General features: G+C 61.7%; 13 protein-coding genes. 5 read left to right on the forward strand and 8 right to left on the reverse strand.

Annotated features, from left to right (window positions below; genetic code table 11):
- Nucleotides 1–84: 84 nt before the first annotated feature.
- From AC2FM3_RS09375 to AC2FM3_RS09400, 6 genes are all read right to left on the reverse strand, one after another.
- A complete protein-coding gene (locus AC2FM3_RS09375) occupies nt 85–3324 on the reverse strand; it encodes a hypothetical protein (protein WP_496680965.1) in 3240 nt (1079 codons plus the stop codon).
- Complete coding sequence (locus tag AC2FM3_RS09380) at nt 3321–3836, reverse strand: hypothetical protein (RefSeq protein WP_496680967.1); 516 nt, start codon at nt 3834–3836, stop codon at nt 3321–3323. The genes AC2FM3_RS09375 and AC2FM3_RS09380 overlap by 4 nt, the downstream gene beginning before the upstream one ends.
- Complete coding sequence (locus AC2FM3_RS09385) at nt 3833–4429, reverse strand: hypothetical protein (protein WP_496680969.1); 597 nt, start codon at nt 4427–4429, stop codon at nt 3833–3835. The genes AC2FM3_RS09380 and AC2FM3_RS09385 overlap by 4 nt, the downstream gene beginning before the upstream one ends.
- A gap of 126 nt (nt 4430–4555) precedes the next feature.
- Entirely contained in the window at nt 4556–4849 is a 294-nt protein-coding gene (locus tag AC2FM3_RS09390; RefSeq protein ID WP_496680972.1) for a helix-turn-helix transcriptional regulator, read from the reverse strand.
- A 74-nt stretch (nt 4850–4923) separates the two neighbouring features.
- The gene (locus AC2FM3_RS09395) at nt 4924–5346 is read right to left on the reverse strand and encodes a hypothetical protein (RefSeq protein WP_496680974.1); all 423 of its coding nucleotides are present in this window, start codon (nt 5344–5346) and stop codon (nt 4924–4926) included.
- Nucleotides 5339–6490, reverse strand: coding sequence for a tyrosine-type recombinase/integrase (locus tag AC2FM3_RS09400; RefSeq protein ID WP_496680976.1), 1152 nt, complete (start codon nt 6488–6490; stop codon nt 5339–5341). Before AC2FM3_RS09400 ends, AC2FM3_RS09395 begins: the two co-directional genes overlap by 8 nt.
- Nucleotides 6491–6802: 312 nt before the next feature.
- Here AC2FM3_RS09400 and AC2FM3_RS09405 point away from each other — a divergent pair, with 312 nt between their 5' ends.
- Together AC2FM3_RS09405 and AC2FM3_RS09410 are read left to right on the forward strand one after the other, a co-directional pair.
- Entirely contained in the window at nt 6803–7828 is a 1026-nt protein-coding gene (locus tag AC2FM3_RS09405; protein WP_496680977.1) for a LacI family DNA-binding transcriptional regulator, read from the forward strand.
- Nucleotides 7803–9047 carry a winged helix-turn-helix domain-containing protein gene (locus AC2FM3_RS09410; RefSeq protein ID WP_496680980.1) on the forward strand — a complete coding sequence of 415 codons (1245 nt, stop codon included), beginning with the start codon at nt 7803–7805 and terminating at the stop codon, nt 9045–9047. The genes AC2FM3_RS09405 and AC2FM3_RS09410 overlap by 26 nt, the downstream gene beginning before the upstream one ends.
- A gap of 25 nt (nt 9048–9072) precedes the next feature.
- Here the strand turns inward: AC2FM3_RS09410 and AC2FM3_RS09415 are convergent, their stop codons facing one another.
- Entirely contained in the window at nt 9073–9771 is a 699-nt protein-coding gene (locus tag AC2FM3_RS09415; protein ID WP_496680982.1) for a fumarylacetoacetate hydrolase family protein, read from the reverse strand.
- 161 nt (nt 9772–9932) lie between these two features.
- On the opposite strand from AC2FM3_RS09415, the gene AC2FM3_RS09420 reads away from it, so the two are divergent.
- Nucleotides 9933–11366, forward strand: coding sequence for a pyridoxal phosphate-dependent decarboxylase family protein (locus AC2FM3_RS09420; RefSeq protein ID WP_496680984.1), 1434 nt, complete (start codon nt 9933–9935; stop codon nt 11364–11366).
- Complete coding sequence (locus AC2FM3_RS09425) at nt 11366–12133, forward strand: HpcH/HpaI aldolase family protein (RefSeq protein WP_496680987.1); 768 nt, start codon at nt 11366–11368, stop codon at nt 12131–12133. Before AC2FM3_RS09420 ends, AC2FM3_RS09425 begins: the two co-directional genes overlap by 1 nt.
- A 7-nt stretch (nt 12134–12140) precedes the next feature.
- Here the strand turns inward: AC2FM3_RS09425 and AC2FM3_RS09430 are convergent, their stop codons facing one another.
- Entirely contained in the window at nt 12141–13283 is a 1143-nt protein-coding gene (locus tag AC2FM3_RS09430) for a DUF3095 domain-containing protein (protein ID WP_496680989.1), read from the reverse strand.
- Between the two features lie 136 nt (nt 13284–13419).
- Between AC2FM3_RS09430 and AC2FM3_RS09435 the strand changes: the two genes are divergently transcribed.
- The gene (locus AC2FM3_RS09435; protein ID WP_496680992.1) at nt 13420–14592 is read left to right on the forward strand and encodes an MFS transporter; all 1173 of its coding nucleotides are present in this window, start codon (nt 13420–13422) and stop codon (nt 14590–14592) included.
- Nucleotides 14593–14594: the final 2 nt, after the last annotated feature.

Raw genomic sequence — 14594 nt, forward strand, 5'->3', positions numbered from 1 at the left:
CTTACCACGCCTCCCTAATAGAAGCGTGGGGAGCGAGGGGAACAAGGCGAGCATCCCGCGACGGAAAATCAGAAAACCCTATTTTCAGGATATCCCGCTTATTGGGTCTTCTCTGCTTTCCACCCGGTAGAAGTTGCCATTCCGATCATTGCGCGCCCGTAGAACAAGGTCCAAGTCTTCATTCGCCTGAGTGAAGGCACCAACGATCTGCTCGAAGCGATGGCCCAAGGTCTTTGCCGACGGCATAGAGATCGTAAACCGCGAACCTGTATCAACGGACCCGTCCAGTGCTTCAAGCAATTCGCGCCCTTTGCCGCCCAACTTCAGGTCAACGTCTGGTGTTCCGACCGTGCCATTGTTGGCGCGACGGTTGTTCATTTCCTTCTGTTCTTCCTCCAGAGCAGCAATCACCTCACGGGCGGCAAACTCGGTTTTGTTCTGCCAAGCATCGGCCAGGATGGTCAGAGCCGTGGCTCGGGCAAGTTCAGCCGGGTTCTGGGTTTCGTTCTCTAAGAACAACTGGGCGAACCGCACCTCGGACGCGTCCTTGTTACCGCCTTCCATCGCGAGCTTAGACAACGCTTCCAATGGCGAACCGATCAGGTGATACCACATGCGGAACCGGGTTTCGGTGTCGTCCAGCCGATGTTTGCCCGTGTACCGCTCAAGCCTCGGGTTCCAGAGCAGCAACGTGTACAGGCATTCAAGGATCTTACCCCGGTTGCGGAAAGAGAACCGAATGGGGTCTTTGTGGGTGAAGTCTCGGTTCTCGGGGTCGGCCCTGTCAGACCTCAGCGACATGACCAAGGCGCGGGAAGCGAAGTCACCAACCGGACGGATGTTATTGCCGTTCACGACAATCACGGTTCGCGGCTGCACGTATTTTACAGAACTCGCGCCCAACACTCGGTCGGAATATTCGGCGGTCGTCAGAGCCGCATTCAACGCATCGCTGTCAATGTCCTGCCCACGATGGGTGTTGTCGAATACCAGCAACGGAATGTCCGCTGAGATGTAAGGCAGCATAGACTTCCGCATCTCCTCTTGGTCCGTAGACCATCGGGCCGCAGTCGCGTATTTGCCCAACACGCCAGCACTCACCATGTTACCGAAGGTCGTCTTCCCTGCCCCCCTCTGGGCCGCACTCACAACGTAGGCAGGCCGCTCACCGGGCAACACCATGCGCTGTATCATGCTCAGCATCATCGACACCCCGACGATGAACCCGGTCCAGTCTGTTTCTACATCGCACAGCCACTTGTCACGCATCCACGTTAGAGCGGCCAATGCTTCCGCATCGGTTGGCGTGTGTTGCGGCATAGAACGCAGCACGTCAGGTTCCAGGCGGTAGATCAGCCCGGTTTCGCGGTCCAGCCCCTCTCCATGCATCACCGTGCCATCGGGCAACAGGAATGGCAGGGTACAGACCCCCTTGGCGACAGGCAGCTTCGACTTCTCTGGGTGTAGCTTCCGAAGGCGGTTCGCATGGGCATTGGGCAACCGCACATCTAGAATGTCGCCTTGGCGGGTGATCTTATAAAACTCGACGTGTTGTTCTACGAGCGACAGCACATCGTTCATCTCCAGCGGAACCAGTGTCGGAGCAGGCGGAGCGGGTTTCTCCTCGCCTTCACCATCACCAGTACCAAGTTGGTGTAGACCAGCCGGAACCCGGTTCTGTACCTCAACCAGTTTGCCTTCCACGTCCCGCATCGATGGTTCGGGTGCATCATCTTCGGCAAGGACACTTTCAACCAGATTCAATGTCGGGCCGAATGGTGCGTCCCATTCCGGTACAACGAACCTCGGCAACCCGGTCGCTCGTTGTTCGGCTCGGCGTTCAGCTTCGGCTCTGCGTTGGCGTCCGCGTTCACCAACCACAGCTTGCGATAGAACACGCGTACCGATGCCAGTCTTTTCTACGGCATATTCTTTCACCATGGCGAACTGATCGTCGGACAGTTCGGCGCTGATTACAGCAATGGCGAAGTCGGAGAGAAACCGAATGCGCACATCTACGTTCGTCACCTCGTCAGCCCCAGCCTCAACTGCTTTGTCAATCAAGGCATGGATGGTCTCGGGAGTGTGGGCCAGCTTGTAGGTCGTCCCGAGGCCATGAGCCATCGAGTGAATGAAGATGCCATGTTCTTCCACGTACAGCTTCGCCTTGCCGCGACCGTAGTCAATGCCTTCCAGTGGGTCAGCAAGGGTCAGGCGGTCAAAGGCTTCGGGATCGGCCAGCACGTCGGAAACAGACACTATTCCGATGGTGCGACGGTCAAAGTGTAATTCGGCTTCAGCCGACAGCACGCCCCCCCTCTTACGTTCCTGCATCCGTTTGGCGTCTGAGTCAGAGCAACCATGCTTCGCTGCCAGCTTGCGGACTTGTACCCGGTCGTAGGACGCGGCCACCCGGTCGGCTTCCTCCTTGGTCGCCAACATCAGCGTTTCAACCTTGTTGCGGTATTCCTTGCGTTCGGCAGGCGACAGGTCAGGCAATGCTTGGCGAGTGTCTATCGGCACACCGTCATGGGCTTGCGGAGCGCGGTCCTCGGGGTTCTGGGCGACAGGGTGTACACAAACCGGAGGGGCTTCAAAGACAAGCCTCTCGGGACTGCCGACGGTGGCGTCTACTAAGGTGCGGGTCAGTTGTTGCCCAGCGCGCGAGATGAAGATCCAGCCCAGATCGGCCATGAAACATCTGTCAAAGAACGCACGGGTCGCACGGGGAATGTCGGTGGCGTCTATCACCCGCACATAGAGGTGGACCCCCTTGCTGCCAACGATCTCCTCGCCAGTGTCGGCATTGTGTAGTTTGGCGGACGTAGACGGACGTAGCACATAGTCGGCATGTTCCAGGCTGGGTAGAACATCCTTCAGGACCGACACCGCACCGTCTTTGTCTACACGCCGCTGAATGTTCGGCGGAGCCTCACCCATGTCTAGGTCTATGAGCATCCAGCCTTCGGACTCAGGGAACGCGAAGTGGTCCAGCGACCGAGAGATGGCACCCTTTGGCGCAATTTCTGTATCGGCAAGGTTCAGGTTGTCGTTGGTTACAACCGCCACAGTTTCAGTTTCATGGGTCTTGGCGAAACAGCCCAATGAAATTGCTTCGTTTTCTTCAAGGTTCATGAGCAAGTCCGCCAGAGCCATGGCGTCGGGAACAGACACCTTTCGGGCTTCGCCTCGCACCATCAGGCATTGCGATGCGTCCTTCTTCAACCTGCCGCCATCTAGCGACAGTTCCTTGGTCAGCATTCCAGCCGACTTGGTGAACAAGGTTACATGGGCGGGAGATAGGATGTTGTCTCTGGGGCTCATTTCACCACCACTGTGTGCTGTAGGTTGAAGTTCTGGTTGAGCGGTTCGCTCACCATCGTGATCAGGCGAACAGACGTGCGACGGTCTAGGGCGTCTGGGCCTTCGGCCGTCAGCCACCAAAGCGCGAAGGAATAGATGCGGTCTACGATCTGCTCTATCTCTGGGTTGCCGATGTCGGTCAGGTCGGTCTTGTAGTTACACTTGTCTAAGACGTGGGTGGAAAGTTCGTACAAGGCGTCGTACAAGGCGGTGCTTGGGTCGCGCGTTCCGTTTCCCTGCGCGGCCTCGATGTACTGATCCATGTAGGTTTCCGGCTTGGTCAGATCGTTTTCTTCTGGGTCATGCGGGATGTACGGAACCCTCAGCCCAAAGACGGTCAGGCCCGCACTCGCGACAATCACCGTACTGGCCGGGGTGAACATGCCGTCCAATCTGGCGCGTTCTATCTGGTCCATAACCCGTCTGGTTTCGCGTTCCATCATCAGGTCTGGGTGTTTATTATCGTCATTCATTGTTGGGTCTCCTCAACGGGCACCAGACACAACGGAAAGGCGCAGTGGTGTAAGTCGTCCTTGGCCCGCAAAGACACGAGCGCGATGGCGAGTTCAGGTTGGTTTGGGTCGGGCGTCAGCAGGTGGCCGCACATCAAGTCAGACGCAGCGACGGCCCACAGATCAGATGTACGTTGCTCTGCTATGTCCCACATCTCGCGAGTAATTGCGTCGGGGTGTTGTTCAATGGCGGACAAATAGATGCGGCCTTCTTCGGACAACATCTGCGTAGAAGTCACCCATGGCGGTACACGGCGCATGATCGCCTCGCCTCGGGTAACGCTCGCATCGAAGTCGGTCGGCGCGGCAAACGGCACGGTCGTCCCGATGCGTTCGTTGGCGAAAACAGCGATCCTGGCATGTGGTCCGCGGAATTTACGCTGGTTGCGTTCTATTGCTGCAGCAGCTTGTCGCAATGTTCGCTTGAACATCTGGTGGCGATGCGGCGACATAGAACGCGACAGCTTTTGTTTGGTGCTCAGGCGCAGCCATTCAGCTTGGCCTTCAACACCCATGTCGGACCACCCTTTGAATTGTGGGGGGATAGTTGGCATTGGCGTCTCCTTACGGAGCGCCCGTCACCCTAGTCGGCAATGATCAAATACGGTATTCTTCGGTTGTCCTTTCAGACATCAACGAGTGCTCCGGCCGATCCTGCCAAACATGGGTCGGGGCACTTTCTATGCTGCGTCTGATTCAACTTCGGCTGCTTGCGACAGTTCATCCAGCCATTCACGCGCATCCTTCACGTGAACATAGACGCGGCGACCAATTTTAAAGGTTTTTGGGCCTTTGCCCTCTTTGCGGATCTGCTGCATGGTCGAGACCGGAAGTCCGATCTGGCAGGCAAAATCGTCAATAGGCACCGCACCATAGTTCTGCGACACGAATGATTTGATGACTTCACCGTTCACACGGATGATGTCTTGTAGGACCTCCTCAACGGTCCACATGCGTTCTTTTTCTCTGGGCATTCTCACAAGCTCCTGCGTGGGTCATACCCCTGCATAGCTCGTGCCGTTCAGTACCTAGTATACCAGAAGTACTGCTAAATTTTCCCCCGCATCAGAAGGAGTTGGCGGATGTAAGTCCACTTGTACTCCTTGCCAAGCTCGGCACTAATCATAGGCGCGATCTTCTCGGCGGCTTGGCCCTTGCTCATGGGCTTGGTTATACGGGCAGAGTTCAGTTTGTCCTCTATTTGCCAGCACAGCACAGCGAGCTCCTTCTTGCTCATGGTCGAAGCGTGTCTAAGTTGGGCTCCCAGTTTACCGTCGCGACTCTTCTTCCGCTTCTTTTCGGCTAATTCCTCCAGCAGTTTGTCCAGTCGCCATTCGCTCTGTACCGCCTCACCGATGCGTTCCTGCGTCGCTCGGCTCAGGGCCTTAAACTCCTCCCATGGCAACGTCTCAGCTGCAGCGAACCAAAACGCATCGCTAAAGACCATGTCTTCAAAGTCCTTGTCAGTCACTGAACCACACCTCCAGATCCTGCTTCACAAAGTTCGCGTAGGTCGCCTCAATCATCTCCAGCGATGTACCGCAGTTCTGCGCGATAGCCATCACCGGGACAGACCGCGATAGATGGCGAGTGATGTAGGAATGCCGCGCAGCATAGAACGTCGTACCTTCCGGCAGATCGGCCTTGGCAATGCTCCGGTCTATCGGCCCTCGGGAACGGTCATGGTGCCAGCGGTCTCCGTTCTCATCAACCAGCAGCGCCCTGTCAGGATCGTTCACCCCCTTCACCAGAGACCGGAAGAACGCATCGGCCTTGGGCGAAAGCACGATGGTCCGTCGTCCGGTCTTGCCGTCAACAGTCAGCCGACGCGGGGCAAGGTCTCCTACATTTGCTGCCACCAATTCACCGTATCTAGCACCCGTGTAGAACGCCGCCAGCCACAGGTTACGCACCTCGGTCGATTCACAAGCGTCGTAGAGCCTGTTTTCCTCGGTTTCGGTCAGAACCACGACCCGTTTCCCGAACGCATCGGCCTTGGCGAAATTCTTCACCTTTGCCCATGGCCGGGCAGCGTCGGGCAAGTGCCTGTCAGCCGCAAAATTGAGTGCCGCGCGGAGCGTGTTCATGTCCCGGTTGGCAGTAGCTCTGCGAGCGCGCAGACGGTCCTCCGCATGGCCTTCAAGGAAGGAGTCACGGTAGCGTTCAATGTCGGCCACGGTCAGGTCTACAACCAGCTTGTCACCGAACCAGCGTTTGGTGCGCAGCACGTAGTTCATGGTGCTGTGTTCGGCCCGAGGTTTCATGCCACGCGCCAGCTTGTCAGCAAACCAGTCGTCCAGTGCACGAGCGACCGTGATGGCCGCAGGAGCCGGAGCGAAGATGTTGCGGGCAGCTTCGCAGGCTTGGTCGAAATTCAGCACATCGTTGCCGTTCGCAGGTTCAAGATCGTCCGCCACACCGGGGATGCGTTTCTGCTTCGACACCCCATCAGCGTCCAGCATTCGCACCGTCCAGATGCCGGGGAGTTTCGCACCCTTTCTGTAGCCGACATGTAGCTTGTCCGTCAGCCGCCGGAAGTGGGCATTCGGCGACGGATTAAGCTTTGCGCGGGCAGCGCGGGTGGTGATCGGTTTGTCCTGTACGGTCCTAGCCATGGCTATTCCTAAAACATCCAGGCCCTCTCGGGGCTTAAGAATGGCTTAGTATAATAACCGTGCTTAGTAAAGGGTGGTCCGGGCCTAACCGGGCCTAACGCACTGTTTTATTAGTCTTTCCTGAAATTCAGGGGCTTGTTTCGTGGGTACTGTAACCCCTTAGGAGGGGGCTGCTCTATCCAGTTGAGCCACGGGGCCGCGCGGCGCCTTCTCTAGCCGGGTTTTTCCCGCTTGTCATGACCTTTGCACAACAGTTGAACAGATTGCCCCGTTCGCGCTAGCATCGGGGTAAACAACAATGCAGGTATCCCCGTGACAACAGAAACGAAACGCCCGCTTACCCTCCGTGATGTCTCTGAAGCGTCCGGTGTGTCGGAAATGACGGTCAGCCGGGTCCTGCGCAATCGGGGCGATGTGTCCGAGGCCACCCGAACCCGGGTTCTGGCCGCCGCGAAAGAGCTGGGGTACGTGCCCAACAAGATCGCCGGTGCACTGGCCTCGAGCCGGGTGAACCTGGTGGCGGTGATCATCCCGTCGCTGTCGAACATGGTCTTCCCCGAGGTGCTGACCGGCATCAACCAGGTGCTCGAGGATACCGAGTTGCAGCCCGTGGTCGGCGTCACCGACTATCTGCCGGAAAAAGAGGAGAAGGTTCTGTACGAGATGCTCTCGTGGCGTCCCTCGGGCGTGATCATCGCCGGGCTGGAACACACCGAGGCCGCGCGGGCCATGCTGGATTCGGCGGGCATCCCGGTGGTCGAGATCATGGATACGGACGGCAAGCCTGTGGACGCGATGGTGGGCATTTCGCACCGACGGGCCGGACGGGAGATGGCACAGGCGATCCTGAAGGCCGGGTATCAGCATATCGGCTTCATGGGCACCAAGATGCCGTTGGACCACCGCGCGCGCAAACGGTTCGAGGGCTTCACCGAAGTTCTGGGCAAGCACGGAATCGAGATCGAGGACCGAGAGTTCTATTCCGGCGGTTCGGCCCTGGCCAAGGGGCGCGAGATGACAAAGGCCATGCTTGAACGCACCCCGGATCTGGATTTCCTGTATTACTCCAACGACATGATCGGCGCAGGCGGGCTGCTGTACCTGCTTGAGCAAGGTATCGATGTGCCCGGGCAGATCGGTCTGGCCGGATTCAACAACGTTGAACTGCTGCAGGGTCTGCCGCGCAAGCTGGCGACGATGGATGCCTGCCGATTGGAAATCGGGCGCAAGGCGGCCGAAATCATCGCCGCCAAGCGGGCCGATCCCGACGCCGAGATCGAGACCCGCATCACCCTTACGCCCAAGATCAGCTATGGCGACACGCTCAAGCGGCGCTGAGGCACCCGCGCGACCCCGGCTGGACAACCGAACCGCCCGTGCGTTGTTCATGGACCGCCACGCGCTGGCGGAACAACCCGCAGGTCCGGCCAAGGGGCCCGACCTGCTGCACCTGATCCACCGGCTGGGGTTCGTGCAGCTCGACAGCATCAACACCGTTGCCCGCGCTCATGACATGATCCTGTTCTCGCGCCGCCCGTCCTATCGGCCGAACGACCTCAAGCGCTTGTACGAGCGCGACCGCGGCCTGTTCGAACACTGGACCCACGACGCCGCCGTAATCCCGATGGCGTTCTACCCGTACTGGCACCTGCGCTTCCAGCGCGACGCCGAGATGCTGCGGGCCCGCTGGCGCAACTGGCGGCGCGACGGGTTCGAACAGCAGTTCGAGACCGTGCTGCGGCACATCCGCGACCACGGTCCGGTATGCTCGGCCGATCTGGGTCAGGATGAGAAAAAGAGCTCGGGCGGCTGGTGGGATTGGCATCCCTCGAAAACGGCGCTGGAATACCTTTGGCGCTCGGGCGCGCTGACGGTGGTGGGGCGCCGAGGGTTTCAAAAGCAATACGACCTGACCGAGCGCGTGATCGATACCCATCTATGCCCCGGCGTGATGGAGTGCGACCATCACGCGACGGTGGACTGGCTGTGCCGCGCGGCGCTCGACCGGTTGGGCTTTGCCACCTCGGGCGAACTGGCCGCCTTTTGGGATACGGTCACCCCTGCCGAGGCGAAAGAGTGGTGCAAACAGGCTCTGACACGGGGTGATCTGCAGGAAATCGAGGTGGAATGTGCCGATGGTCGAATGCGTCGCGTGTTTGCGCGGCCCGATCTGACGGACCGGGCTGCCGACCCTGCCCCCGCGCCGGGGCGGATCCGTGTGCTCAGCCCGTTCGACCCGATGCTGCGCGACCGCAACCGCGCCCAGCGCCTGTTCGGCTTCCACTACCGGATCGAGGTCTTCGTGCCCGAGGCCAAGCGCACCTATGGGTACTACGTCTTTCCGCTGCTCGAGAAAGACCGTCTGATCGGACGGATCGACATGAAGGCCCATCGCGACGAAGGCACCTTGCGGGTCCGCGCCCTGTGGACCGAGCGCGGGGTCCGGTGGTCGCACGCCCGCACCCGGCGGCTCGAGGCCGAGCTGGACCGGGTGCGCCGGTTTGCCGGGCTGGATCGGGTCGCTTTTGACGCAGACTGGCTTCGCGCGCCTGTTTGAGCAGCTGAAAACCCTTTCTTAGGGTCTATTCCGCCGGCCCGAGGGTTAGGCGGATGGGGTCCAGCCCGTCGATACCGCCGGTCAGCACGTCTCCGGCGACAACCGGGCCGACACCGGCGGGCGTTCCGGTCAGGATCAGGTCGCCGGGCCGCAGGTGATAGAACCGGGACAGGTGCATGACGATCTCGTCGATCTGCCAGATCAGTTCGGACAAGGTGGCGTCCTGCCGGACCTCACCGTTGACGCTCAGATGGATGCGAATGTCATCTGTCGCCGCCCAATCGGCGGCTCGGGTCAGCGGTGCGAAGACCGCGCCGTTTTCCACATCCTTGCCCAGATCCCAGGGGCGCTGCTTGTTGCGCTCGCGGATCTGCAGGTCGCGCCGTGTCATGTCCAGCGCGCAGCAATATCCGAACACGGCATCCCAAGCCTGCTGCGACGTCGCCTGAAACACCGGGCGACCGATGGCCAAGGCCAGTTCCATTTCGTGATGATAATTCTCTGTTCCCGGCGGGTAAGGCACGGTCTGCCCGGTCAGAATGGCGTTCTGCGGGGACTTGGTGAAATAGAACGGCGCCTCACGGTCGACCTCGTTTCCCATCTCGGCCGCATGGGCGGCATAGTTCCGGCCGACGCAAAAGATGCGCCCCACCGGATAGGTGGTATCTTCGCCTGATACAGGGATCGCCAAGGGGTCGGGCAGGGAAAACAGAGGTCGGGTCATGGCGTGTCCGTTTGTGGCCGTTGCCCGCAGCATAGACACCACACCCGGACGTTCAAGCATTCCGGGCAGTGGTGCGCGAGGGGCTGTTCGGAATTTCGATTGACCTGCGCCTCAGTGTGTCCATCACTGTCGCGGAAACGATGTAAAGAAATAGGTGACCGATGGAATGGAGTGAATTCTCGGACTGGGGCAAGCGGGTGGCCGAATGGGCACAGCATTATCACCAGACCGTCGGCGATCACCCCGTGCGCGCCCGGACCCGGCCGGGCGACGTGCTGAACGCCCTGCCCCCCGCCCCACCCGAAACCGGCGAGCCGATCGAGGGGATATTCGAGGATTTCGAACGGATCGTGATGCCCGGCATCACTCATTGGCAGCACCCGCGCTTCTTCGCCTATTTCAACTCGAACGCCTCGGCGCCGTCGGTGCTGGCCGAGTTTCTGGCCAGCGCGATCGCCCCGCAATGCATGTTGTGGCAAACCTCGCCTGCGGCGACCGAGATGGAAACCCGGATGATGGACTGGCTGCGGCAGGCGCTGGACCTGCCCGAAGGGTTTGCCGGTGTGATCCAGGATTCGGCCTCCTCGGCCACGCTGGCCGCCGTTCTGACCATGCGGGAAAAGGCGCTGAACTGGCAGGGCAACCGTCAGGGCCTGTTCGGGCAGAAACCCTTGCGCGTCTATTGCTCGTCCGAGGTGCACACATCGGTCGACCGCGCCATCTGGGTCGCCGGGATCGGGCAGGACAACCTGGTGCGCGTCCCGATCAAGGGTGACTGGCGCGGCATGGACCCGGCGGCGCTCGAAGCCGCGATCCAAGCTGATCTGGACGCCGGCCTTCACCCCGCGGGGGTGATCCTGTGCGTCGGCGGCACCGGAACCGGCGCGACCGATCCGGTGGATGAGTGCCTGAAAGTCGCGCAGAAATACGGGCTGTACACGCATGTGGATGCAGCCTGGGCCGGGTCGGCGATGATCTGCCCCGAATACCGCCACTATTGGCCGGGGATCGACCGGGCCGACAGCATCGTTTTCAACCCGCACAAATGGTTGGGGGTTCAGTTCGACTGCTGTGCGCATTTCCTGAAAAACCCCGACGATCTGGTGCAGACGCTGGCGATCAGCCCCGAATACCTGAAAACCCATGGCCAGGACGGGATCATCAATTATTCGGAATGGTCGGTGCCGCTGGGCCGCCGGTTCCGGGCGCTGAAACTGTGGTTCGTGATCCGCGCCTACGGCCTGGAGGGGCTGCGCGCGCGGCTGCGCAACCACGTCAACTGGTCGCGCGACCTGCATGACCGGCTGGCGGCCGAGCCGGATTTCCGGATCGTCACCCCGCCCATGTGGTCCCTGTGGACTTTCCGCTATGAGCCACCCGGCACCGCGGATCTGGACGACCTGAACCTGCGGCTGGTCAACGCCATCAACGATGACGGCCGCATCTATCTGACCCAGACCCGAGTCGATGGCGACATCGTCATCCGCTTTCAGGCCGGCCAGTTCGAAACCACCGAGGAGGACGTCCGGATGGCCTTTGACGTTATCACCCAAATCGCCCGCACCTTGCCCACACCCCCGAAGGAGGACAACTGATGCCCGCCCCCAAAAACCCGTTCAAACAGGCTCTGACACAGGGCGAAATGCAGATTGGCTGCTGGATGAGTTTTGCCGAGCCCGTCACCGCCGAAATCATGGGAACCGCCGGGTTCGACTGGCTGGTGATCGATGGCGAACATGCCCCAAACGACATCCGCTCGATCCGCGATCAGCTGATGGCGCTGGCCAACAGCCGCTCGCACCCGGTGGTGCGGGTGCCCGTGGGCGAGACCTGGCTGATCAAGATGGTGCTGGATGCCGGCGCCCAGACCGTTCTGGTACCGATCGTCGAAAGCGCCGACCAGGCGCGCGAACTGGTGCGTGCCTGCCGCTATCCGCCGACAGGCGCGCGCGGCGTCGGGGCGGCGGCGTCGCGGGCGACGATGTACGGTCAGGTCGGCGACTATGTGCAGACCGCCGATGACGAGATCTGCCTGCTGGTGCAGGTGGAAAACCGGGCTGGCCTGGCCGCGCTGGACGAGATCCTGCAGGTCGAGGGTGTGGATGGTGTGTTCATCGGCCCGGCCGATCTGTCCACCGACATGGGGCACCAGGGCGACAGCACCGCGCCCGAGGTCCGCGCAGCCATCGCCGATGCGCTGAAACGGATCCGGGCCGCAGGCAAGGCGCCTGGCATTCTGGGTACCAATGACGAAGCGGTTCAGACCTATCGCGACATGGGCGCGCAGTTTCTGGCGGTCGGCATCGACGTGATGCTTCTAGCGCAGGCGGCGCGCGGGCTGGCCGCGAAGTGGAAGGCCTAGAGCCGGCTCAACCCCGCATCGCGGCGGCAGCCCGTGCATAGCCGCCCGAGGCGCCATCGACGAAATGCACATGATCGTCGCGGGTGGCGGCGGGGACGACGCAGGTCATCATCGCCTCGTGCTGGGAATGGATGCCGTACCGAACCTTGCCGCGCCCGCGCGCATCGTCGAGCAGCCGGGTGATCCGCGACAGGGTCTCGCCGTCGCAATCCAGCGTCATCTTCAACCCGTCATCGAATTTGCGGAAATCCGCATTTCGGCTGACCATGGTCTTGTAGTGGCCCGGCTCAAACTCGCCCAGTCTCTTGCCCGTTTTGAACAACAGCCAGATCAGCAGGTTCTGTACCAGCAGCGCGGCCTTGCGCACCGCCAGGTTGCGCCCCGCGCGCGAGACATGAGCATCGAGCGCCAGCCCCGGCGGCGGCCATTTCATTGGCGGTCCTCCAGCCGGCACGGGATGACCCGCGCGCTCCAGCGCCTCGGCGGCGGACAGGACCGATTGGGCCAGATCGGCAAAATCGCGTTCGGTCGCGCGGGCGGTCGGCTGGATGACCAGCGACACGATCTGCCCGTGCCGGGCCGGGCTGTTGGACCAGCGGCAGGACAGGCCCGTCAGGTCGGGCTGCGCCTCGGGCCCGGCGGGCGGAACCTCGTACCGGCCAGCCTTCATCTGCGCCTCGGCCCAGGCCAGCCCGCCGCCGGTGAACATAGCGTAGTCCACCCCTGAGGACGGCGCATGGCGTGCCACCCGCAGGTCGTGCCCTGCCGCGCGCAGGTCGGACACGGGCACCAGGGCCGCGCGCAGGGCGATGTCGAACTCGGCCGCGGCCCAGCTGCGCAGCGCCGCCAGCGTGGCGCGTGCCTTGGATTCGTGTTCGGGCGCGACGGCGAATCCGGCCCCGTCGCCGCCGAATACATACGGGAAATTCTGACCGCCCAGCGCGTTGATCATACCCGAGATCACCGCCGCACCCACCGTGTTCACGGTTTTGTAGCGGCCACGGGCGATTTCGCCGGTCGAGTCCACGATATCGGCCACGCCGACGATCCAACCGTCCGGGACCGGCGTGAACCTCGCCGGGTCGGACAGGGCAAGAAAATCGCGCGTGACGGGAATCCGGTCATAGAATCCCAGATCGGCGTCTTTCATCGTCCCTCCCATTACCTCAAGATCATGTTAGCGCAGTCCGCGTGCCTGTCCCGACATTGCAACATATCACACGCGCTTGTGCATGGCATCGGGACGTGCCAAGCATCCTGCCAAAGCGGACGTTAGGGAGACTGACATGCAGGCAGGTTTGGTGATCTTGTGTCTGGCCTATGTCCTCAGCCAGTTCTTCCGCGCGTTCCTTGCGGTTCTGACCGCCGATCTGGCGCGCGACATCGGCGCCACGCCCGAGGACCTGGCCTGGGCCTCGGGCCTGTGGTTTCTGGTCTTTGCGGCCATGCAGATCCCGGTGGGCTGGGCGCTGGACCGGGTTGGCCCGCGGCAGACGGCGGCGGTTCTGCTGCTGATCGGCGGCGCGGGTGGGGCCGCGGTGTTCGCGCTGGCCACGACGCCCCTGCACGTGGCGTTGGCGATGGCGTTGATCGGGGTCGGGTGTTCGCCGGTTCTGATGGCCTCGTATTTCATCTTTGCCCGCGAGTATCCGCCCGCGAAATTCGCGACCCTAGCCGCGGTGATGCTGGGCGTGGGGTCGGTTGGCAACCTCGTAGCTTCGTATCCCACGGCGCTGGCGGTCGAGCTGATGGGGTGGCGCGCGACGCTGGCCGGGCTGGCCGCGATCTCGGGCGCGGTGGCTTTGGGCATCTGGGTGACGGTCAAAGACCCCGCGCGGGTGGTGTCCGAGCAGAAAGGGTCGGTTCTGGACCTGCTGCGCGAGCCAGCTCTGTGGGCGATTTTGCCGTTGATGCTGGTGGCCTATGCGCCCTCGGCCGCGCTGCGGGGGCTGTGGGCCGGCCCCTATCTGCTGGACGTGTTCGGGCTGAGCGCCACCCAGATCGGGCAGGCCACGCTGGTCATGGGCGCCGCGATGATCGCGGGCACCTTTGTATATGGGCCGCTGGACCGGCTGCTGAACACCCGCAAATGGGTGATCTTCGGCGGCAACGCGCTGGCGGTACTGGCGCTGGGGCTGTTGGGGCTGTGGGTCGCGGACGCCGTCAGGCTGTCGGTTCTGCTGATGTCGCTGATCGGGTTTCTGGGGGCATCCTTCCCGGTGATCATGGCGCATGGGCGCGCCTTCATCCCGGCGCACCTGGTGGGGCGCGGCGTGACCCTGCTGAACCTGTTCGGGATCGGCGGCGTGGGGCTGGCGCAATTCGCCACCGGCCGCATCCATGCGGCGACGGTGGACATGGGACCAACCGCACCCTACACAGCGATATTCGCCTTCTTTGCCGCCACGCTGGCGATCGGCTGCGTGATCTACCTGTTCAGCCGTGACAGCATGGAGTGAGA

It is taken from the genome of Ruegeria sp. BHSB172 (assembly GCF_059613165.1).